This is a genomic window from Saccharopolyspora shandongensis (assembly GCF_900106995.1).
Lineage (GTDB): Bacteria > Actinomycetota > Actinomycetes > Mycobacteriales > Pseudonocardiaceae > Saccharopolyspora > Saccharopolyspora shandongensis.
Genome location: NZ_FNOK01000003.1, coordinates 1 through 21,194 on the forward strand (window position 1 = coordinate 1; position 21,194 = coordinate 21,194).

Annotated in this window: 19 protein-coding genes; 7 read left to right on the forward strand and 12 right to left on the reverse strand. The window is 66.1% G+C overall.

What is annotated here, in order from left to right:
- Both BLW84_RS48315 and istA read right to left on the reverse strand, forming a co-directional pair.
- Positions 1–190 (reverse strand): ATP-binding protein (locus tag BLW84_RS48315; RefSeq protein ID WP_281247355.1); only part of this gene is annotated, 190 nt, incomplete at its 3' end.
- Positions 191–260: 70 nt separating this feature from the next.
- The gene (istA, locus tag BLW84_RS03350) at positions 261–1,493 is read right to left on the reverse strand and encodes an IS21 family transposase (protein ID WP_093261164.1); all 1,233 of its coding nucleotides are present in this window, start codon (positions 1,491–1,493) and stop codon (positions 261–263) included.
- A gap of 747 nt (positions 1,494–2,240) precedes the next feature.
- Between istA and BLW84_RS03355 the strand changes: the two genes are divergently transcribed.
- The 4 genes from BLW84_RS03355 to BLW84_RS03370 all read left to right on the forward strand — a co-directional run bounded on the left by BLW84_RS03355 (position 2,241) and on the right by BLW84_RS03370 (position 4,777).
- Positions 2,241–2,501, forward strand: coding sequence for a hypothetical protein (locus tag BLW84_RS03355; RefSeq protein ID WP_143060850.1), 261 nt, complete (start codon positions 2,241–2,243; stop codon positions 2,499–2,501).
- A 114-nt stretch (positions 2,502–2,615) separates the two neighbouring features.
- On the forward strand, positions 2,616–3,497 hold the full coding sequence (locus BLW84_RS03360) for a DNA-processing protein DprA (protein ID WP_093261168.1): 882 nt from the start codon (positions 2,616–2,618) through the stop codon (positions 3,495–3,497).
- Complete coding sequence (locus BLW84_RS03365; RefSeq protein WP_093261170.1) at positions 3,494–4,285, forward strand: M48 family metallopeptidase; 792 nt, start codon at positions 3,494–3,496, stop codon at positions 4,283–4,285. The genes BLW84_RS03360 and BLW84_RS03365 overlap by 4 nt, the downstream gene beginning before the upstream one ends.
- Before the next feature lie 201 nt (positions 4,286–4,486).
- Complete coding sequence (locus BLW84_RS03370) at positions 4,487–4,777, forward strand: hypothetical protein (RefSeq protein ID WP_143060851.1); 291 nt, start codon at positions 4,487–4,489, stop codon at positions 4,775–4,777.
- A gap of 89 nt (positions 4,778–4,866) precedes the next feature.
- Here the strand turns inward: BLW84_RS03370 and BLW84_RS03375 are convergent, their stop codons facing one another.
- The 10 genes from BLW84_RS03375 to BLW84_RS03425 form a co-directional block, all read right to left on the reverse strand.
- Positions 4,867–5,832, reverse strand: coding sequence for a M23 family metallopeptidase (locus BLW84_RS03375; RefSeq protein ID WP_093261174.1), 966 nt, complete (start codon positions 5,830–5,832; stop codon positions 4,867–4,869).
- Positions 5,814–6,716 carry a replication-relaxation family protein gene (locus tag BLW84_RS03380; RefSeq protein ID WP_342743093.1) on the reverse strand — a complete coding sequence of 301 codons (903 nt, stop codon included), beginning with the start codon at positions 6,714–6,716 and terminating at the stop codon, positions 5,814–5,816. The genes BLW84_RS03375 and BLW84_RS03380 overlap by 19 nt, the downstream gene beginning before the upstream one ends.
- Positions 6,717–6,935: 219 nt before the next feature.
- Entirely contained in the window at positions 6,936–9,425 is a 2,490-nt protein-coding gene (locus BLW84_RS03385; protein WP_093261178.1) for a type IV secretory system conjugative DNA transfer family protein, read from the reverse strand.
- Positions 9,426–9,471: 46 nt separating this feature from the next.
- Entirely contained in the window at positions 9,472–10,305 is an 834-nt protein-coding gene (locus BLW84_RS03390; RefSeq protein WP_177226262.1) for a GP88 family protein, read from the reverse strand.
- A gap of 96 nt (positions 10,306–10,401) precedes the next feature.
- On the reverse strand, positions 10,402–10,797 hold the full coding sequence (locus BLW84_RS03395) for a hypothetical protein (protein WP_093261181.1): 396 nt from the start codon (positions 10,795–10,797) through the stop codon (positions 10,402–10,404).
- Between the two features lie 20 nt (positions 10,798–10,817).
- Positions 10,818–12,656 carry a VirB4 family type IV secretion system protein gene (locus BLW84_RS03400; protein ID WP_093261183.1) on the reverse strand — a complete coding sequence of 613 codons (1,839 nt, stop codon included), beginning with the start codon at positions 12,654–12,656 and terminating at the stop codon, positions 10,818–10,820.
- Complete coding sequence (locus BLW84_RS03405; RefSeq protein WP_093261185.1) at positions 12,656–13,699, reverse strand: PrgI family protein; 1,044 nt, start codon at positions 13,697–13,699, stop codon at positions 12,656–12,658. Before BLW84_RS03405 ends, BLW84_RS03400 begins: the two co-directional genes overlap by 1 nt.
- Positions 13,700–14,662: 963 nt before the next feature.
- Positions 14,663–15,478 carry a TrbL/VirB6 family protein gene (locus tag BLW84_RS03415; RefSeq protein WP_245760908.1) on the reverse strand — a complete coding sequence of 272 codons (816 nt, stop codon included), beginning with the start codon at positions 15,476–15,478 and terminating at the stop codon, positions 14,663–14,665.
- A 227-nt stretch (positions 15,479–15,705) separates the two neighbouring features.
- Positions 15,706–16,029: a pilin gene (locus BLW84_RS03420; protein WP_342743094.1), complete on the reverse strand. Its 324-nt coding sequence runs from the start codon at positions 16,027–16,029 to the stop codon at positions 15,706–15,708.
- A 151-nt stretch (positions 16,030–16,180) separates the two neighbouring features.
- Positions 16,181–17,074 (reverse strand): hypothetical protein, encoded by an 894-nt coding sequence (locus BLW84_RS03425; protein ID WP_177226263.1) that lies wholly within the window; start codon positions 17,072–17,074, stop codon positions 16,181–16,183.
- A gap of 1,349 nt (positions 17,075–18,423) precedes the next feature.
- On the opposite strand from BLW84_RS03425, the gene BLW84_RS03430 reads away from it, so the two are divergent.
- The 3 genes from BLW84_RS03430 to BLW84_RS03440 all read left to right on the forward strand — a co-directional run bounded on the left by BLW84_RS03430 (position 18,424) and on the right by BLW84_RS03440 (position 21,151).
- Positions 18,424–19,206 (forward strand): TRM11 family methyltransferase, encoded by a 783-nt coding sequence (locus BLW84_RS03430; RefSeq protein ID WP_093261188.1) that lies wholly within the window; start codon positions 18,424–18,426, stop codon positions 19,204–19,206.
- A 178-nt stretch (positions 19,207–19,384) separates the two neighbouring features.
- Positions 19,385–19,723: a helix-turn-helix domain-containing protein gene (locus BLW84_RS03435; RefSeq protein WP_093261190.1), complete on the forward strand. Its 339-nt coding sequence runs from the start codon at positions 19,385–19,387 to the stop codon at positions 19,721–19,723.
- Positions 19,724–19,804: 81 nt separating this feature from the next.
- A complete protein-coding gene (locus BLW84_RS03440; RefSeq protein WP_342743095.1) occupies positions 19,805–21,151 on the forward strand; it encodes a tyrosine-type recombinase/integrase in 1,347 nt (448 codons plus the stop codon).
- Positions 21,152–21,194: the final 43 nt, after the last annotated feature.

The following is a 21,194-nucleotide window of genomic DNA, read 5'->3' on the forward strand; positions in this document are numbered from 1 at the left end:
AATCGAACTCCTCCAAGGACTTCCTGCTCGGGAACCGGGCGGTGCGGATACGTCCCTCACCGCCGTGGGACTCGCGAGCGGCGACCTCGCGTTGCAGGCAAGCGGCCAGGAATTCCTCGTGAGACCAGTCCTCGGCCCGGGCCCGTTCAGCCAGGCGCTCGACCGCCCCGGCCAGCGACGGTGCCTTCAACGCCCTGGCGAGATAGGCGATTTCGGAGGCTATATTGCGGTTGTCGGTGCTGGCGGGTTTGCCGGCCCCATCACGCCACCCCCTCTGGGGCGTCGAGGCCGAGTGCGTGGTCGTAATCGGCCAGCACGCGGTGCTCGACGGGTGTGTCGACCGGGCGCAGGCTTGGCCGGCGGGCGTGTTGCCGCAGCCTGGCTGCAGCGGTGGCGTGTTCGGGATCGGTGATGCTTTGATGCGCCGCCCAGCACCGGTCATGCCGGGCGACCAGGCGGCCCCGGCAGATCACCTCCACGTGCTCCAGGTCCCCGGTGATCTCGACGCGGTGACCGATCGCCGACGGGTGCACCGAATAGTCGTTGGCGTCCAAGCGAATGTAGTGATCACGCGGCAACCGGATACCCGCATGCCATCCGGTCACCGGGGCCACCGGCGGCAGGGCCAGCATGGCCTGGCGATCATGCTCCCACCGGTCGACCGGCCGGCACTCCAGGATGCGGTGGTGGCGGTGGTTGGCCCGCGTCAGCCACTCGGCCAGTTGGGCATTGAAATCAGCTGGTCCGGTGAAGCTGCGGCCGGGCAGAAACGAGGTCTCCAGATAGCCATTGGCTCGTTCCACCAGGCCCTTGGCCTCCGGATCACCGGGCCGGCATTGGATCACTGCGATCCCGAGCGTTCCGCGGAAGGCGTTCATCGCTTCGGTCAGCACCGGCCGACCGGCCTTGCGGAACCCGACCGCGGACTCGTTGTCCCATACCAGCGTCCTGGGCACCCGCCCCCAGCCAGACAGCAGCATCCAGTGACCGGCCAGCAGATCCGGGCCCTGCCGAGACGGGATCATTCGCGCCGTGATCACCCGGGAATACCCCGACACCATCACCAGAACCGGCGGCCGTCCCACCTGTCCGCACCCCAGCGGGATGTCCACCGGCGGGAACCACAAGTCGCATTGAGCCAGCTCACCGGGCTGATACACCGTTCGCGACACCGGATCCGGCGGAAGGAACAACGGACGCAACTCCCGCACCCGGTCCTTGAGCACCGTCAGACCCCGCTGCCAGCCGATCCGCTCGGCTATCACCGGCACCGGCATCGTCGGCCACTCCGCCAGCAACTCCCGCACCTGCGGCTCCACCGCATCTACGATCGAGCCCTTCGCCGGCCGCTGATATCGCGGCGGCCCGTCCGAGGCCAACGCCCGCCGCACCGTGTTCCGCCCGACGCCCATCTTCCGAACAATCGCCCGAATCGGCATGCCCTCACACCGGTGAAGCCGACGGATCTCCGCCCAGTCCTCCACACTGATCACTCCCTACTTGTCAGGGAGTGGGTCCATTTTCGCCCGCCCATACAGGGTCAGGATTCACCCGTCGGCGACACCGTGCTCATTTCGGCCGTCTTTGACGGCCGCCCAAGGGAGGTTTCAACACGGACCAGATCCGGAGACTGGGGCCAGTGGACCCGATTCGCCGAAGTCGTCGACGTCGCAAACCCCACCCAAGCCGAAGCGACCGTCAACGCTCACTTCATCACGCGCTGACAGTCGCAGCGTTGCTTGTCCCAACCTCGAGCGCCACGACCTCCACCCGGCGCAGCCGGTGGACGGTCGTGGCGGTTCGCTGGCTTCCATGTTCGACCACCACATACGAAGCTGAGGTTTCGGACGGGTCCAGTCAGGCGCCGCCCTCCGACTACACCGTTCAGACCGCGTCGTTCTTGTTCCATTTGGTCGCCATCCTCAAGCTAGTCGACTGCTACGACTACCAAACGAGCGAGAGCCGAGGATGGGACAAAAGCCCGGCCAGGGCATGGTCTCGCCACTTGCGTAACGAAGCCCTGAGACGACTTCCCGACGCAGCCACGCGGGCCATACGTATCGCAGGAATCGAGTACAAGACGTACGAGACTCCAGTCCTGGGTGGACACATCGTGGGGTATCACTTCTCTGGACCAGATTCCGGGTATCGGTGACGAAAGCATCGCTATTCCCGCGACAAGGAAGGGATTTCCCTTCAACATCCTCACAGGACCGTATGGGTCTTGTTCCAATGGAGGGTTGTCCTCACGAGTCCGCGGGGTCGTGATCGTCGAAATCGACGGCGACGATGTTCCCGACTTCGCACGCCTCACCGAGCCACGCCAGGATGCTCCGGCGGTGTCGCTGCGGTCCGAGTGCGGCAGGCATGTCGCGCGCCCGGCGGACTCACCGGGCCGGTGGTTCATGGCGTCCGGTGCCTTCCTGCACTCCAGTGATTCCCGGTGGGCCGAGCTGGTCGGCCACTCGTTGCCGATCCCGCTGCACGACCGCACCGAGTAAGGCGGATCCTGCGCCGCTCCTTCCTTCCCTCGTACATGGGCTCTGCCGACACGGGTTTCCCCATCGGCGCGGCCTGTTCCGTCCTTATTCGCTTCGTGACAAGGAGCGCCACCCATGACCATCACCGACCTTCTTGCCGCTCGTGCGTTTCTCCTGCGCGCCACCGAACCGCCCGCTCCAGCTGTCGGCGCGTTCGTCGTCGCACACGGCCCGGTGGAAGCGGTCGAACGCATCCGGTCCGGGGCTGCACCGCAGGCGGTCCTGCAGGAGATCTGCAACCCTCGGTCCCGTATCGATGACGACCTGGCGGCGATCGACGCCGGCCGAGGCCGGCTGCTGACTCCGGACGATCCCGGCTGGCCGCACGGTGCGTTCCACAGCCTGTCGGAACACGGCCTCGGCGCTCCCCTAGGTCTCTGGGTTCGTGGCAACGCCGGCCTGGCTGAAAGCACACGTGCGGCCGTGTCCGTGGTAGGCAGCCGCGCGGCCACCGGCTACGGCGAACACGTCGCCAAGACCCTTGGCATGGATCTGTCCCGGTCAGGTGTCACCGTCCTGGCCAGCGGTGCCTACGGCATCGACGGCCACGCCCACTGCGGCGCGCTGCTCGGCCCCACACCTCCGATCGCGGTCCTGGCCTGCGGCGTCGACGTCGCCTACCCCCAGGGACATGCCCGGTTGCTGGATTCGGTCGCGCACAACGGACTGCTGATCAGCGAGTACCCCTTCGGTACGAGGCCCACTCGGCCCCGGTTCGCAGCCCGGGGTCGGCTGCTGGCAGCCCTCGGGGTGGCGACCGTCGTCGTAGAGGCCGGCCTCCGCAGCGGTGCTGTGGCCGTTGCCTATACCGCCGCGGCGCTGGGCCGTCGCGTCTACGGCGTTCCCGGCCCGATCACCTCCGCCGCATCGACCGGCGTAACTGACCTGTTTCGGGCCGGCGTTGCCACTCCTATCGCCGCAGCCGACCACATCACCCATCAGGAAGGCATCCGATGACCGAACACTTCGACCTGGCTGCTCACATCGAGCAGGCGGTGGCTAGCCTCGACCTTCCGAAAGACTGGGACCTTCGTGTCGAGATCCGGCCCCGCCGTAGCACTCTCGGACTCGAACTCAAGCCGGGCGAACCAGTAAGGGTGCTGGCGCCGCCGCACGCCACCCCGGAACAAGTCGCGAATTTCGTCCGCGTTCGCCGGAGTTGGCTCGCGAAGAACATACCCGAGGCCCGGCAGCTTGCCCCAGATTTCGCGGTCAAGGATTTCGTCGATGGTGAGGAGTTCGATCTTCTCGGCCGGACCTACCGGCTCCGGCTCACCGAGGACGGCACGCCTGCACGAACCGAGCGCGTGGTCCACGTCCTGGGAGTCACGGATGTCCTCTACATTCCGCACACCCGGCTCGAGGCGACCCGTAATGCGGTGATCACGCTCTACCGCGACCGTGGATTGACGTGGTCCAAGGAGCATGGTGAGCGGTACGAACGCCGCGGCGGCATCCAGGGCGTGCGATATGAAGTCCGCAGCCTCGGCCGTCGCCGCTGGGGCGCCTACAGCCCGGCCAAGCACCTCGTCAGCCTCCACTGGCCGGTATTCGGACTACCGCTCGAGCTGATCGAGTACGTTCTCGTTCACGAACTCGCCCACGCCACCCGCCCGTCGGGTCAGCCCCACGGGCCAGCCTGGCAACACCAGATGAACCTGTGGATGCCCAACTGGCGCCAGCGCAAGGAAGCATTGGCCCAGGCCGGTCGACGGGCCTGGATGGGCGACTGCCAACCGACCTGATCCGGCACAAGTTGCGAGGCAACGCGTCGCCCGGCCTCATCAGTGAAGCGACGGGCATCCTACGTACAGCGCCGCGCACCTTATACAGGTGTCGGGTCCAACCATGCGTCCTGTTGAGAGGAGTGATAGACATGCATGGTAGACAGGCGACGACGACGAGGTTCGCTCGCCGCGGTGATCCCGATAGGTGGTGGCGTCTACGTGAGCCAGCCGGACGAAACACCTAAGGAGGTCCTGCAGTTACGCGCTTGCAGATCCAAGCTCGATGGCATCAAGAGGGACCTACAGGAAGCTCGCGAGGAGCAAGCCGAGGTCGAGGCGAAGATCACCAACCTCCTCGCACGGCAGCGCGAGGCGCGTAAGGAACGGCATCAAGCGGTTCTCGACGCTGACGCCGCTAAGATCCCGCGTTTGACGATCTCCAAGGAAGTCGGAATGCAGCGCAGCAACGTCTACAAGCTCCTGGAGGACGGAAACGCCTCCGATTCGTAGCTCTGAACGCTTTGCGCGAGTGTCCCGCATCGGTGGAGCAGAGGCCGACCAGTGCCGTGCTGTAGCGGGGCGCGAGCTCGGTACGGACGTCAGCCACACAGCGGTGATGCTGACTGTTGCCGGAAGAACGTGACCGGGTCGACGGGTTGGCTGTCGACTTCGACCTGGAAATGCAGGTGCGGGCCTGTTGATTCCCCGCGATCGCCGACCTCGCCAACGGGTTGTCCAGTGTGGACCCCTTGGCCTTTCTGGACTATGTTGCGGTTGTTGTGCCCGTAGGTGGTGACGACGCCGTTTGAGTGTTGTATGCGGATCCAGAGTCCGTAGCCACGGGCGGGGCCGGAGTCGATGACCGTGCCACTGCTGGCGGCAAGGATGGGTGTGCCTATCGGTGCGGCGATGTCTTGACCGCGATGAAACTCGCTACCTCGCCGACCGAAACCGGAGGTGCACTGCCCCTGCGCGGGAACGGTCCAGTTCCCGGAGGGCGTGCCGGTGCAGGTGGCATCGTGGACGATGCCGAGGAGTTGGCGCGCAGCGTGTTCGTGTTGGGCGTATTCGTGTGGAAATCCGGAGCGCTGGACGGCTTGTGCAGCATCGTTGATGGTCATCTTCTGCCAGCCGGGAACTGCGAGAAGATGCCGATAGAACTGGGTGGTGCTGTAGGTGCTGTTCATGACTTGGTCGACGGTGCCCCATCCTTGGGATGGGCGTTGCTGGAACAGTCCGAGGCTGTCTCGATCGCCGTGATCGAGGTTGCGCAGCCGGGATTCTTGGATCGCGGTCACGAGTGCGATCACCCAGCCGCGTTCTGGGACGTTCATCTGCTTCCCTATTGCGACGATGGTTGCAGCGTTCGTTATCTGGTCCGGTCCGTACCCGTGGCTCGCCGTAGCTGAGTCGGTTGGAGTGCAGTTCGTAGAACCGCCGCTGTTGAAGAGGGTGGCTGCGATTCCCAACAACGCGGCGGCAGCAAGCACGATCACTGCGATGGCGCCGACCAGCACCGTGGTGATGAGTTTTGAGCATGTGCGGATCACCACGCTGGGGACCATGTCAGATCCCTGGCGTGCCAGGGTGGCATCGGTGCGGGTGGGCTCAGGCGTGGCTGCGATGTCGGCTCGATGGCCTCGGGGAAGGTGTTGCTGGCGGTTGCTGGTGGCGCCAGCTGCGGCCAGGCGGCGAGCAGCTCGATCAGCCGTCGGCGCCCGGCTCGAGAATTCCGTAGAGGCAACCACATTTCGGGGGATGCGCCTGCGCCGACGTGCTGCAGGTGTTGGGCGTTGGTGGTGGCGATCGGTAGGTCGTGCGGCCTGACGTGGGTTTTCAGGTGCTCGGTCAGCAAGTTCCGCGCGTGGGTTTCCCGTTGTGGAGTGGCGAAGCACGCCAGCAGCGGAGTGATGATGCGGGTGGTGGTGGCGAGTTCGAAGTAGCCGGGCAGTTTCGCTACGAAGCGGGACAACTGGTAGCTGCCGGTGTCCCACTCCAGGAACCATTCGATCTCACGGTCGCCTTCGCGCCAGCGGCCGTAGCCGTCGGGGCGGACGAGGTCACCGAAATGGCGGGCGCAGCGGGCCTCGGACCACCATGCGGTCACTGCACAGTCATGTCTAGCGAGAGCGTCGGCGAGGAGTGTGGTGAAGAAGCTGTTCACGCCGTGCAGGTGAGCCAAGCGTAGTGAGTAGGCGATGCCGACGGAGCGTTCAGCGCGGAATTTGAGCTCGCGCGGTTCGAGGCCGTCCTCGTGGGCAAGGACATGGGCGCCGGCGGTGTCGAGGACGTAGTACATCGGCGCTCGTCCCCGTCCGATGTAGGGCTGGAAGCGGTCGAGCACGCGCCATTGGTAGAGCCGGCGCAGCCGGTGGTTGGCGGCGCGGCCGGACGGGAACGCGATCGCGGTGATCTGGTGTGTGGTCAGTACGCGGTGTTCGGCGAGCATGCGCGCGATCCACCGGTCGCGAGCGGTGAGGTGGGCGGCAATGGTGGCTTGATGTTCGGTGGACGCGGCCAGCCGTGAGCTGACGCGACCAGGTACCGGAGCGCGAAAATCACGTTGCGGTCTAATGGGTTCCAACATGCAGAGTCCTCCGAACGGGATCGCGGAGACGCACAACGGCGCGCCGCCCAGTGATGCGGGGTTGCCTTGGGACTGGGTGTTTCAGCTCGCGCGGCGCGGGTCAAAGCCACTGGCGTCCGGCTCGTCGTCGTGTGCGCGGTCGGCACTGGAGGCCAGGGGCCGGGTGTGGCGTGCCGCTGCCTGGCGGACCGTCTTGGCTCGTCCGCGGATAGCCGGTGGGAGCGGTTGGGTGGTGACGGTGAACGGTGGCGTTTCCTCGCCGTTGACGACCAGTCGGGTGGCGGCGTGGAAGGCGCCGAGGTGGGCTAGGTCGTGTTCGGAGATCCGGGGGGCGGTGTGGCGGGCGAGTTCGCGGGCGTCTTCCGGTGAGGCGTTGAAGAAGATCTTCGAGCGGGCGTTGGTGGAGATTCCTTCTTTGAGATCTCGCGGGAGTTGGCCGAGGTGCTGGTGTGCGAGCGTCATCGCGAGCCGGTAGCCGCGTGCTTCGGCGAGCATGTCTTCCATGGCGTAGGGCAGGTTGAGGAAGTTGTGCGCTTCATCGACGTAGAGGGCGGCGTCCCGTCGCTGGCGTTGTGGCAGCTTCGCGCGGGCGGTGGTGGCTTGCCAGACACGCGCGACGATGAGTGAGCCCAACAACCGGGTTGTGTCCTCGCCGAGACTGCCTTTGGGGATACGCACCAGGCACAGGCCACCATCCAGCACCGTAGAAAGATCCACTGTGGAAGGACCGGCGGCGATGGCCTTGACTACGAATGACCGCAACAAGAATGCGCGCAGTTTGTTCAGCAGTGGGGCGATGGACTGAGCGCGGGCGGCGTCGGAGAGCTGTTCGTACCAGTTCCAGAATCCGCGCAGCGTCGGGTCATCCTTGAGTTTCTCCTGATGCCGTGCCCGGGTGGCGGGGTCGGTGAGCAAGTCAGGCAGCTTCGCCAGAGTCGGTGTCTCCGAGGCAGCCCGTAGCGACAGGCACGCGGACCGCAGGATGTCCTCGGTGCGCGGTCCCCACGCTGAAGAGAACACCCGAGAGAACACCGACACGAGGTTGTCCACGGCGGCTTCCTTCGGCCCTTCCAACGGGTTGAGGCAGGGCACAGGACCGCGGGTGTCGGCGTCGAAGAGTACGACCTTCTCGGCAGTGTGCTCGGGGAGCCGTTGCAGCACGTCGGTGATCAGATCGCCTTTGGGGTCGATGACCACGGCGCCGCGGTCGTGCTCGGCGTCGGCGAGGATCATCCGCGCCAGGATCGTCGACTTGCCCGACCCGGTGGCGCCGAGGATGTGGAGGTGGTGGCGGGCGTCGGAGACTTGCAATCCGACCGGGCGGGCGTGTCCGGTGTCGGAGATCCCGACAGGACGGATCAGCTCGCCTTCGGTGGGCGTCTTTGGCGGCGGCGGGACTGCCCTTGCTCCGGCGCGGGCCAAGCCGGGCAGCCCCTCGTCGGTGGGTAGATGCGCCACGGCGGCTAGTTCGGGAATCGACAGCAGGTCACCGCGTCGCAACCGGCGTTGAGCCATTGACGTCAGCGGGGCACGCAGCCGGTGGCGCCGGTAGTGGTTGTGTTCGGTGAAACCGGAGAACGCGCTGGCGATCGCGTGCGCCCTGCCCCGGAGTTGCTGGCGGCGCCGAGCGACCTGCGCCGCGGACACCTCGGCGGGCACGGTTGTCGCGACCGCGTACCGAATAATGGTTTCCCACTGGGATCCGCGCTGCTTGGCCACGATGGCGCGGTTCTGGGCGTTGAACTCCAGCGAGGTCTGCGGATCAAGTTTCGTCAGACCAGCCTGGTTTGTCGCTCTGGTCGTAGGTCCGGGGGTGATCAGATCAAGAATGCGGCCCACCATCCGTGTGGACCGCCCGGCATCGAGGTGGCGGGCGGCTCGTCGAGCGCGCTTGACCCGGCGTCCTGTGACCGGGCGCGCGAGGATCTGCACGCAGGCGACCTCGTGCACCCCGAGGCCTACTGGTGCACCGAGCAGCGCGCGGATCGGATCGGTGTCGAACTCCGAGCGGATCGGCAACGCCTCCGACCGTGCCAGGCGCAGCACGCCCCCGGTGACCAGATGGTGGTGCCCATCGGCGGGCTCTGTAAGCAGCGGTGAGCTGGCGGGCGCGCTGCGGGTGTGCGCACCGGGCCAGGCTGCTTCAATGGCGCGCTCGACCATTCCGGGAGGGACTGTGCCCGGCACCCACAACCGAATCTGGACGCCGTCGTGATCGAAGACAAACTCCCAGGCCAGGTGCGGCTGCCCGCGCATTATGCGCTGCAGCATCGGACGCAGCAATCCCACCAGGTTCGACCACACCGCTTGTGCCCCGCCCGGGTCGACGGTCGGCGGCGCCAGGATCGTCACCACGCGGGCCCGATCGTGAAGCGCGTCCTGGCACCGGCGAAACCACCAGCGATGTTGAACCCACAACCCAACCACGACGACAAGCAGCGCCGGCAACGCAACGAACCCCCATGAGCGGACCCACGACCACACCGTGGTGAGGACCGTCTGGATCGTGCCCCACGGATCGGTCAGCAACTCACCAACCAGACTGTCCACAACAGAGCGTCTCAATATCATGGAGCGGCTTCCTCCGCGAAGAAGTGAGCTCGTACACGAGAGCAGGTCAGGCAGCCTTCGATCCCGATTCAGGCGGCATTCGACGGCGCGCGGATCGCGCGCTGGTGATCGCCTGCACCCGCGCGGTGCGTCGGGTGTGTCGTTCGGCGTCGACCTCGGCTTGCCATTCGGAGAACCGGCGGCCCTGCAAGCGACGCAGGAAGTGCGGGATGCGGTTGGCCGGCACTCCCACCAGCTTGGGTCCGAGTACGGCCAGCAAGTCCGAGGCATCCTGCGACGACCAACCCGCGGCGTCGATGGAGGCCTCGTCGGGGAACACGTCGGCCACGCGGTCGGAGGCGGTCAGCTCGGAGTCCTGTGTGCCACCGTAGGAGTACACCCACAGGAAGTTCGCAGGCGGGTCAGGCTCGACGAGTGCTCTGAAGCGACGAATTTCCTTGGTGTAGCAGTAGAAATTCACCCCTGTCCGCTGGCGCATGATGCGCAGCCACGACGCTAGGTAGGCGTCGGAGAAGAAGTCGCCGGAATCGTGAATCCGGATCCAGCCGCCGCGGAACCGGGGCGCTGCAAGCTCACCGAGCATGGCCTGCTCCCAGCCGGACAGGTCGTCGAGCACGAACTGCAGGTTCGCTTGGTGTTTGGCTCGCACGACCGGCCACAGGTAGGCGCCGTGACGGGCGTAGCAGACCTCTCGGCACACACCTGCCGACGGACAGGTGTTGTAGGTACGGCCGTCGGGCAATCTTCCCGCCCAGGCGGGCAAAGTCCAGTTCCACGCGCCGATGGCACGCATTTCTCTGTTCTGGGTAAGCAATCGCCGCGGACGAGCGGGCGATGGATTTGCAGAGCTCGAAGTGTGAGCGGTGTCGATGGAAGGCATAGGGATACCTCTGCAAGAAGGAAAGGCAAGGGGCAGAACGAGGAGATGACGGAACTGCCATCCGATGCGGTGCGGAGGGGCGGTGTTGGTGGTGGGCTATGCGGGGTCGTCGCCGGGTTCGGGGTGGTTCGCCGCCTCGTGAGTCGTGATCTGTGTGACCTCATGGCGGTGTTGGCGCTGACGGCGATAGTGATCGAGGTTGATGACCGTGGTGGCCACGCCATCGGTGTGCACGGTGATCAGCTGGGCATACTCGAGGCTGTGGCGAGGACAGGCGCGGCCTGTGTAAAGCCGGATCAGTCCGCGAATGCCGCGCACGACTAGGACACCGATGGACAATCCAGCGAGGATGATGAGGACGCAGGCGATCGAAATTGCGGCGACGAGTCCTGTGGCAATGGCCCACGAGAGCAGGAAGTCATGACCGAAGGCGTGCACGAGCGAGCCGGGAATGTGCTGACTGGGGTCGCCGGTGGCGAAGAGGGCATACACGTGCGTTCCTCCTTCCTGGTCTAGTCGTCGAGGACGATGTCCTGATGCAGCTCGGCGGCGAAGTCATGACCGGTGGGCGAATCGTCGTCGGTCATGGCGGCCAGTTCGGCAGGGTTTGTGGTGATCAACAGGTGTTCAGCGTCGGAGGCAATGGCGTGGAAGGCGACGCGTTGCGTCCCGGCCGCGAGCAAGCCCTGACCGGTGCCGGCTGAAAGTAGGAACTGCCTTTCCCCCTCCGACAGCGCGAACGTGCGCACGATGTCGTCGATGGATTGCGGCGCTTGGCGAAGGAGAACCTGGGTGGCAGCGTTAGCGATCACGGCTTTGCCGAGATCGGAACCGAGGACATCGCCGACGTCCTGGGTGGCGACGGTGAGACCTGCCCAGTGCTTGCGGGCGGACTTCGCCATGCGCCACAGGAACTCCGCTCCCGACTGCTGCTGCATCAGCAGCCACGCCTCGTCGACGACACACAATCTGGGTCGGCGTGCAGCGGGAGTGGAGATGCGCCGCCAGACCGTATCCAGCGTCAGCAGGATGCCCGCGGGTTTCAGCTCGTCCGGGAGATGCCGCAACGAGGACACCAGCAGGTGCGACTCAGTCGTCTGCGTTGAAGGCCCGTCGAACAGCCCGGAGAATGCTCCCTCGGTGAAGGGGCGCAGGCGAGCAGCGAGATCGTGGGCGACCCGATCGTGGCTTGCTGCGAGGGCAGCTTGCAGGTCCGGCAGCAGCGGTGCTTGGCGTGTCCAGGTGCGGGCATCCTCGGTGATCCCCGCAGCCTGGTAGGTCGCGGTGACCGCCAGATCGAGTACTGCTCGCTCGTCGGCAGTCAGTGATTGTCCGAAAAGGACGGAGAGTAGGGTGTGGCAGAACAGGCTGCGGCGAGTGAGCGCATCGGCCGGGGCAGAACGGCGCCCGTCGGGACGCGTGTGGATCGGCAGGTCGAGCGGGTTGAGCCGGACGCCGTCGGCACCCAGGGGGATGTGAATGCCGCCGACGGCGTTGGCGAGGCGGGCGTATTCGTCCTCGGGGTCGATGATGGCCACCTCGACACCGCGGTAGAGGCTGCGGAGTGCTTCGAGCTTGACCAGGTAGGACTTGCCTGCGCCGGAGCGTCCGAGGATGACGGAGTTGTAGTTCTCGCAGGCGAACCGGTCCCAGTGCACCAGGCCCTGGCTGCCGAGGTTGTAGCCGTAGAGCACGCCACCAGCGGCGGAAGAGGAGGTCACGTCCGGTGGGGGTAGGTCGGGGCTGGTGAAGGGAAACGCCGCCGCCAAGGCGGCGGTGTCGAAGGTGCGGGTCATCTGGATGTGGTCCAGGCCCATCGGCAGGGTGGTCACCCAGCCTTGCAGGGACCGGTAGGTAGTGGGTTTGGCGTCCAGCAGCAGACTGGCCGCCAGCGCTCGCACGGCACTGATCTCTTCGATGAGTTCGTCCTCGGAGCCGGTGTGCACTGTGAGGTAGAGGCCGAATCGGAACAGTCGTCCTTCCCCGCGGGCGAGGCGATCCGAGAGGTCGTAGGCGTCCTCGGTCGCCGCCTCGACCTGGGGATCGGCCAGGCGTCCGTGTGCGGCGTCATCTCGGCGGCCGGACTCCAGCCTGCCGAGTTGCTTGCGCAGCCGGTCGGCGGCCACGCGCGGCTCGATCGGTTCGATGTGCAGGGACACGTCCAGTCGCCCCGGATAGGTCAGCAGGGGTTGCAACCAGCCGGGGTGGACTTCGCGTGGGTAGCCGGTGATGGCGAAGCTGGCGACCCAGTCGTCGCCGATCTGCAGATGGCGGGCGCCGACCTCGATTGCGTCCGGGGTGAATGCGCTGCCAGTTGCCCGTGTCGTGCGGCGGTGATTCCGGGTGCGCATCAGGGTGTGTCCTCCTCGTCGCTGAGGTCCCAGTCCGGGTTGATGGTGATGACCTCGTGGGCACCGGCCATCTCCGGCGAGGGCGGCACTGGACTGTCCGGGTTGGTGGCGGCCGCCAGCACCGCCGTGGCCTGCCCCGCATCCAGCGGGGTGGCCTCGATTCCGGCGGGTGCCAGTAGTTCGATGGCTTCCTGCATCCGCCGCACCAGCCGGGCGGCCGCAGCACGGCGCGCCCCGGCCGAGGCTTCTCGGCCCTCGGTGTTCTCTCGGTGCCGACGTCGGGACCGACTCAGCGCGTCCGTGGAGGCGCTCCCGGCAGGCTCGCGGACCACGAGCAGGATCTGCCGGCGCAGGAGTTCGGCCTGCTCGTTGAGGTGTTGCAGGTAGTCGGCATGATCGAGCGCGGCGTCCTCCAGTGCCGGATGGGGCAGGCTCGCCGCAACACGGTGTCGGAGATCGTCAATGTGGCTGGTGAGGTCCAAGCGTTGGGCGCGCACGAGAATCTGGACACCGGAGGTCAGGCTGTGCAGGTAGCGGCCGAATCCCGCCGCGAGTGCTTCCTGCTCGGCTGGGGTGCGCAACGCGAAGTTGACCGTCGAGCACGCGGCCACCAGCGCGAGACCATCCCGCCCGAGGTCGATCACTCCGGCCTCGCTCACCGCTCGCGCGGGAAGCTCCAGGCCCCCGAGGGCGCCGTCGTCGGCTTCATCGGCGAACGTGGACAGCCACTCGGGCACCGCCGCCGGAGTCTCAGGGGCGGCGACGCGGCGCCGTGGTGACAGACGTTGGCGCAGCGCCGCCAGCAGCAGGCGATCCAACGTGATCCCGTCGCGGGTGACCACCACCAGCAACACGACCGCAACTGCGATCGGCGCAGCCACGACCAGATACGCCACCACCGGGAGCACCGCACGGGTCGCGAGCCATCCGCAGTAGAGGACAAGGCCGGTGGCAGCCATGACGGCGACCTGGCGCGCGGTGAACCCGGCGAGAATGCGGTCCTCACGGTCGACATCGGCCGGAATGCGGACGCTGCGCGTCATCCTGTGTCACCTCCTCGGCGGCGGGTACTGGGGCGGGGCGGATGGACCTTCGGCAACTTCAGTGGCAGCGACGGCTGCTTGCCTTGCGTTGATCTCGGCCGCGAAGCCGGTGATTCCGGTGGCGGAGTCGGTGGCGCTGCCGCGGGGCGGCGGGCTCGCTGGACCTGCAGCGGCAACTGGTACTGCCCGTCGGAACCGAGGCGGGGCTTGTTCTCCGGCCACCCGCCGTCGGCGGGCAGCTTCAGCTGCCGGGCCGCGGGACGCAGCGAGGAAGTCGGCTGCGGCTTCGGTGGCGAGGGGGCGGCTTCTGGCCGCCGGACGCGCTGGACGTCTAGCGGCAGGCGGTACTGCCCATCTCGACCGAGTACGGGTCTGGTTTCCGGCCACTGGCCATCGACGGGGAAACGCAGCTGCTCTGTTCTCGATCGCCGACGTGGCGGATTCGGTGGTGGCAGTGGTGTGGGACGTTGGGGGGCGGGTTGGCGTTGCACGTTCAGCGGCAGGCGGTATTGCCCATCCCGGCCAAGCCGGGGTTTGTTCTCCGGCCATTCCCCATCGAGCGGCAACTTCAGCTGTTGCCCCTGTTCGGTTCGGCCTGGCTGTGCGGTCTTCGGTTTCGGGAAGTTCGGCTGTCGCGCCGAGGGGCCACGCCGTTGACGTGTCACGTTCAACGGCAACATGTATTGGCCGCTAGTAGTCGTCTTCGGCGACTCGTACGGGTCCGCTGAGGTTTTCGGGTGTCCTTTTCCCGGTGGCGTGCCGCGTCGTCCCCGGATCAGCCCGAAGGTCTTGTAGGCAATGAAGGCCCGGACGAGCCTCCCGATGAAGGATCTGCCGCCGCCTCCACGGGCAGCCCCTATGACCCAGAACGGGATTTTGACGAGGATGTAACACAAGGCAAGTGCAGTCAGAAAAGGAATCATGGACCATCCCCCTGGCGCGATACGGGCAATGTGTGGCAGGTCAGAAGATGGTGATTCCGCCGGGTAGATAGAAAATCTTCAAGGCCGAGATGAAAGCGAGAGATTGTGCGACCTGAACGACGAGAACCGCGCCGAAGACACGCCACCACCAAAACGCAATGGACTCGGTCTGCGGCAAGGCATGGCACATCAACACCAGCGGAGCCGAGGCAAGCAAGAGCACGGTCAGCGCAATCCGGACCACATAGGTCAGCAGCACTGCGATAATCATGACCACGAGCGCCAGGACGGTGAAAACGACATACAGATCGCCGTAGGGCGAGAAGTCATCACCTTCCTCCGGCACCTTACCGAGCAGCGTGTCCACGAACACGCGGGACGCTTCTTCCGCTCCGGTCTGATCTCCCAAGAACGCCCGGGACAGCGCGTTGGCGAACTCGATCGCCTTTCCGCCCAGAAACAGCGACAGGTTCGCGGCCACGAACCCGATCACCAGCCGCGGCAGAATCTCCTTCACGGAACTCCGCGTTTGCAATGTCTGATAGGACAGGACCACGACCCCGGCGATCGTGGTCACCAACACATACGCGGCGATCATGATGTTGCGGGAACTGTTCCACAGTTGGCCCATGACGGGAAGCTGGTCGAACTGCGGGGTAGAGAGCAGGGAATCTGCCAGCATGCCCAGCACCCCTTCGAGAGCCGAACGCGCGACATCGGCGAAGAAATCGCGAATCCACCCCGTGAGGAACTCCCCGATCCACGAGCTCTCCGGCTCCTCGGACGCAGGCTCAGGTTCTGGCGTCGGATTCGGCGGTGCCGGTGGTGCGGGCGAGGTGAGGCTGCTCGGCGCCACCGTCGGCAGGAGACATGCCGGGGCCTGTGGCTGGTCGGGGCCGCACGCCGGTTCAGCCGGCGGAAGTGGCAGAGGGAGCGGTTCGCCAGACGGAGGTGCGGGCGCCGACGTGGATTCGGCCCGGACTGTGCCGGTGAAACCGAACCCTGTGACGCCCAGCAACACCACGAGCCCGGCGAGGACGACACACCGAACTCCCGTCCGCCAGATCCAGGACCATGTGGTGGTCATTTTGGCTGGGCCAGGATCTCTTTGAGGATCTCGACCACCACCGGCGCTAGCACGGTCAACCCGTAGCCGATCCCGGCGCTCTTGAACGCCTGCTTGGCCTTCTCCACCTCGCCCGCGTTCCCGCCGGCCATCAGATAGCGGACCCCGCCCACCGTGAGGAACAGGGTGGCGAGCACCGCGAGGATGCCCATGATCCAGTTCCGGGCGTTGTTGAGGACGTCGGTGATCGACGGTCCCGGGGCCTGAGCTAGGACAGGAGGAGCCGCCGTTGCCGAAGCGACGGCGAGCACTCCAAGCGCGACGGCGAGCGCAGCGGCCACCAGCAGCCCCGTCCACCTCCGACGGCATCGTGACAGTGCGGGCAGGGAGGGCTGCGGGCTTGTCGGGAAACGACGGCGAGGGTGAATCGTGATCATGAACGGAACCTCCAGAGGCGATCAGCAGGCGACGAGCCTGGGAAGCGGGCAGGGATCAGTCGCAGCCCTGAAGTCCGAAATTCGGGCCCTCATCGGTCACCGAGCGGTCAACTTCTTTCGCTACAGAACGTGACCGGCTCGCCGCTCTCGACGTCTGCTTGAGCGATAGCCGGGCGGCAGCGGTCTCGCCGGTCGGATCGCCGTCGGTCCGGCCGATGCCGGACTCGATCAGCCAGGCGACGAGTCGGGCTTCGGCCCGACGGCGGATGCTGCGCAGTCCCTCGTAGGTCAGCTCAGCGTGGTGCGGCCAGTCGGCCAGCTCGATGCCTTCCAGCCGGGTGGCGCCGATCAGCTCAGCCTCGGTCCGGGTGAGGACCCCGGCTTCGACGGCGCGAGCTAGGACCAGATCCGGATGGCCGGCCGGGGTTTTGGGTTCGCTGGAGTGAAACCCCGGCGGCTTCGGGATCGGCCCATCCAGTCCGTCCAGCAGTGCCCGGTGCCCGGCGCGATAGGCGGCCCATCGGAGCCGGATCGTGATCCGCCCGGCGGCAAGATCCACCGTGTGCAGCGCGTCGAGGAACCCGCGCAGGACCTCGGCGTGGATGTCGGCCGGGTCATCGGCGTAGCGTTCGGTCAGCCGGGCAGCCAGCGAGGTCAGCATCGGCAGCGCCAACCCGACGGCGGCGACGATCCACGTACCGCCCTCGATCCGGGCGCGGCTGATCACATGCGTCCACACCTGGTCCCATACCCGCCGCGGGCACCCCTTGGCCAGCAGCATGTCCCGGAGTTCGTCGACGGGGATCTCACGGGCAGGCAGGTGATCGAACAGGCGGCCGTCCACGATCACCGGGTGATCGCCCGTAGTCAGCCGCCTGAATGCCTCACGCGCGGCGTCGAGGGGGTTGCCCGGCCACGCTTTGTGCTCGGAGCTAGGTGGGAGTGCCATGTCTCGGCTCCTCTCGAACGGCGGTCAATGACGCCGTCGAGAGAGCCAGGCGCGAAACAGCGCAGCGCACGGTTCCGTACTAAGACAGAGCTAAAACGATCTTCTTGTTCGCGAACAAGAAGATCGCGCTACGGTAGATTTCACGATTGCCCCTTGGGCGAGCAATAGTCCTGTGCGCTGCGGTGTTAGTCGGACACTGTTCCGGCGCTGTCGCCTCGACGGGACGAGAGCGGGAGCAAGAACAAAGATCTTGGGGAAGTTCCGGGGCGATCTTGAACCGGCATGCCGGAGGGCCTAGTGGGGCCCTGCTCACCATTGCTCTCCGCCGACCTTGAACGACCCGCTTGGACGTCGACATGGGGCGATGGACCGAAAGATCCAGTGACGCAGGGTGTCCGTTCCGCATGTGTGAAGGCGAGAATTTTCTGCAGCCCAGCGACGACCGATCAGGGCAGGTTTCGCGGACTTCAGGAGTGCTCTTGGCACAACCCGACGATCAACGGAGCACCCGATGCCTGCCCTCCCGATCCCGGACGCACCACCGCCCAACACCGTGGAAGCCAACGGACTGAGCCACTCGAACGCCGCAGCACGTGAGCCACGCCGCGAACGCTCCGGCCCGTCGGCATCGGCCACAGTGCGACTGTGCCTCGTCGACCCTGCAGCAGGGGCAGACGAGATCGTCACCGCTGCGGTCTCAGTGATCACGAGGACCTACACCGTGCCCGGTGACCGGATCATGCTCGCCACCTCCGCCGTCCCGACCTCGACAAGTCGGCAATGCCGGGACCGACTCGCAGAGTCCATCCTCCGACTCGGCCGCGGCGCGACCACGACCGCAGACCACTCACCTCGCCGCAGCCCTGGGTCAGGAACCTCTGGCGGATGCTCGAGCGGCACTTCGAGGTCCGGGTCCGGACTCGGACCCCGCCACGACCGCCTGATCGAGCCGGTCAGCAACCCGACCGACCGCCCGTCTCTCAACGGTCCTTCCGGCTCGAATTCGGACGGCTTCGCATTGATCATTGCGGGATGGTCTGACTGCCCTGTCGAGCCGTGGGCACTGGCCGACTCGGCGCTCGATCTTGCCGCAGGCGGAGCCGTCGTCGTGCTTACACGCAGTAGCGATCAGCGCAGTGGACGATCCCTCCGCTCGAGGCACCTGACACATCTCGCGGCGCAGGCTGGACTGATCTTGACCGACCGGCTGATCCTGGCCCACCAACTCCCGTCCGCCGCTCGGCCCCCGACCGGACAGGACCGCCGGGCGATCGCACGCGGCGGGCATCGCCGTATCCACACGGCCGCCCAGGTGTTCCGCCACTCGAACCCGCAGTCGGAGGTCCGCGATGCCTAAGACCTCCCTGCGTCCCGGCAGTGTCTGGAACACCGGTCACACCAGTCCGCGCCTACAGATCGCCGACCGGCACGTCGGCGCCACCCGCGCAGACACCGCCCTGCCCCCGGCCGTCACGCAGCACATCATCACTACCTACACGGCCCCCGGAGACACCGTGTGCGACCCCAACCCGGGGCCAGGCCTGGTCCTCGCTGAAGCCGTCCGTGCCGGCCGTAACGCACTCGGTCTCATCACGCAGCTTCGGTGGGAATCAGCACTGGCGGCCAACCTTGACCTCGCGCGAATGGCAGGAGCGGTCGAGACCGCGATCCTGCTGGACAGCGTCGACGATCCCCGCGCCGCCACACTGCCCGGTGCCATCGACCTCGTGCTCACCGGCCTTCGCCACACCCCGACCAGCGACCCGAGTCACGTCCTGGTGGAGCTCTACGAAGACCTGGTCGCAGTCGCCGACTGGCTCTGGCCCAGCGCTCACATCGTGGTCACCTGCCGCCCCTGGCGCCGACACGGACAACTACTCGACCTACCTGGCAAGATCTACGACACCGCCGACGCAATCGGCCTCATTCCCGCCGACCACTGCATCGCTCTGACCGCGCCTGTCCGCGGAAACCGGATACGCCCGAGAGTCATCACCGGCGCCGGGAACACCCCAGAGAACACGGACCTTCACGGCCAGCCCACCGCGTTCGCGGCTCATCTTGACGTGCTCGTCTTTCAACTCCCGACGACCGTACAGCGCGCACACGCTCCTGAACGAGGTGTCGTATGAACAGCCTCTACTACCATGGCAAGACCATTGAGTTGTATGCTGGCGACGCAATTCAAGTCATGAAATGTGCGCCGAACGCTTCTGCGGATTGCATCATCGCATCACCCCAATGGGGGCTTCGCGATTATGGAAGGGCGCCTGCACTCGGCGTCACCTCCGGTTTTCGGGGAGATGCAGCATGAACAAGCACCATTCATGTGGAGACGCGAATGCACCAAACCCTGACGCCGTTTCTGCGGCGGCCGAGCTAGCAGAGGCGGCACACGAGCTGGCCGAAGCGATCCGAGCATTGGCTGAGCATGCTCCCCGTGATCCCGACGCTTTGCTCACCGCCGAACAACTCGGGCATCTCCTGCGGCTCTCGCCGCGCACGCTGAAAGAGCAGGCAGCGGCTGGCGCAATCCCCCATCGCAGGTTCGGCAAGCACTACCGATTCAGCCGAGAAGACGCCGCGGAAATCGTGCGACGAGCCGGCCGAACGGCAACGCCAGGACGGTCACGCCTCCGCATCGCGTGACCGAGACCGAGAGCACACAAATGTCCGTCCCGGCACCAGCCGGGACGTTCGGTAAGAAAAGAACGCAGGAAGGAAGTGAGCATGGCCTACGGCGAACCTGACGGAAGCGCGAAAGGCACTTGGCGCGCCCGCTATAAGCGACCAGACGGAAACTGGGGTAGCAAGTCCGGGTTCACCTCGGAGACGGCTGCCGAGAACTGGGGTAGAGAGCAGGAAGCTCTGATCCGGCGGAACATGTGGATCGACCCTCGGGACGCTGAAACCCCGTTTGGGGAGTTCGCGGAGGAGCTGTTGACCGCCCTGGGACCAAGGCTGGAGCCAAGCACTCTGGCGAAGTATCGGTGCCATTTGGGCAACCAACTCCTGCCGCAATGGGCGGCGTGGCCGTTGATCGGCATCTTCAACAGCTATGTTGAGATCGAGAAGTGGGTCTCGGAGCTGCACGACGACTATGCGGAGTCCACGGTGTCGTCGATTTTCGCTACGTTTTCCACATTCCTGAACGCGGCTGTCAAGGCCCACATGATCCCTGCCAATCCGTGCTCCGGCATCCGCGTCACTGCCGGCGAGTTCGAGCCAAGCAAGCTCGTCGCGACTCCCGTGCAAGTACTGCGGGCAGCCATGCGGCTCTACGAGACGGCTGGCCCGCCGAGCTTCGTCCTTGGTGTGATGGATGCCTACACCGGGGCACGCTGGGGCGAGCTGGCCGGTCAGCAGCGGCACGAGTACAACCGCGAGCTCCGGTCGATCCGGATTGAGGCGCCCTTGAAAGAGATCGGTGGACGGCTGTTCAAAGGTGGCCGTCCTATCGGTCCTGGCGGCGTTGCCGAAGGCCCAGCACCCCGAAGGAGGCCCTCCGGGCGGCCTGGCAGAGGGAAGAAGGGACGCACGAAGAGTCCAGCCGGAACTCGTGACGTTCTATTGCCCCCGAGCATCGCCGCCCTCTACGAGGGGGCCATGGACTCCCATGACAACCCGTTCGTGTTCTGCACGCCCGACGGGAACCCATGGCGAAGGTCGAACTTCCGCCTGCGCTACTGGCGCCCTGCCTGGGACGGCGTGAATCCGGACCAGCCTAGTGCCGAAGATCACGTCCCGGCGATCCTGTCGTGGTTCACCTTCAACGAAGGCCGGCACACCCACAGCTCGTGGCTGACCGAAGACGGGGTGTCAGAGGTGGCACGCCGCGCGCGACTGGGGCAGAAGATGAAGGGCATTGCCCGGGTCTACGACCACGTGACCCCTGCGATGGAAGAGCACCTGCTTGAAGCGCAGGAGTCCCGCTGGGTGGCCTCCATGGCAGCACTGAACACACGAGACCGAGCGCGACTGATGTTGTGGTTCCCACAGCTACGGGAGGCCACCGAACCTGCTCGGAGTGAGATCGCTCCGGACGGCATCGCCATTTCATCGCCATCCGCGAGCTGACAGCAAGCCCGCTCCACGAGGAACAAGGCCGCTGACCTGCGCA

Coding starts and splice junctions, on each gene's coding strand:
- BLW84_RS03360 (WP_093261168.1), top strand. CDS start 2,616: ATGACCATCACCGACCTTCTTGCCGCTCGTGCGTTTCTCCTGCGCGCC.
- BLW84_RS03365 (WP_093261170.1), top strand. CDS start 3,494: ATGACCGAACACTTCGACCTGGCTGCTCACATCGAGCAGGCGGTGGCT.
- BLW84_RS03375 (WP_093261174.1), bottom strand. CDS start 5,832: ATGGTCCCCAGCGTGGTGATCCGCACATGCTCAAAACTCATCACCACG.
- BLW84_RS03380 (WP_342743093.1), bottom strand. CDS start 6,716: ATGCTCGCCGAACACCGCGTACTGACCACACACCAGATCACCGCGATC.
- BLW84_RS03385 (WP_093261178.1), bottom strand. CDS start 9,425: ATGATATTGAGACGCTCTGTTGTGGACAGTCTGGTTGGTGAGTTGCTG.
- BLW84_RS03390 (WP_177226262.1), bottom strand. CDS start 10,305: ATGCCTTCCATCGACACCGCTCACACTTCGAGCTCTGCAAATCCATCG.
- BLW84_RS03400 (WP_093261183.1), bottom strand. CDS start 12,656: ATGCGCACCCGGAATCACCGCCGCACGACACGGGCAACTGGCAGCGCA.
- BLW84_RS03405 (WP_093261185.1), bottom strand. CDS start 13,699: ATGACGCGCAGCGTCCGCATTCCGGCCGATGTCGACCGTGAGGACCGC.
- BLW84_RS03425 (WP_177226263.1), bottom strand. CDS start 17,074: ATGGCACTCCCACCTAGCTCCGAGCACAAAGCGTGGCCGGGCAACCCC.
- BLW84_RS03430 (WP_093261188.1), top strand. CDS start 18,424: ATGCCTAAGACCTCCCTGCGTCCCGGCAGTGTCTGGAACACCGGTCAC.
- BLW84_RS03435 (WP_093261190.1), top strand. CDS start 19,385: ATGAACAAGCACCATTCATGTGGAGACGCGAATGCACCAAACCCTGAC.
- BLW84_RS03440 (WP_342743095.1), top strand. CDS start 19,805: ATGGCCTACGGCGAACCTGACGGAAGCGCGAAAGGCACTTGGCGCGCC.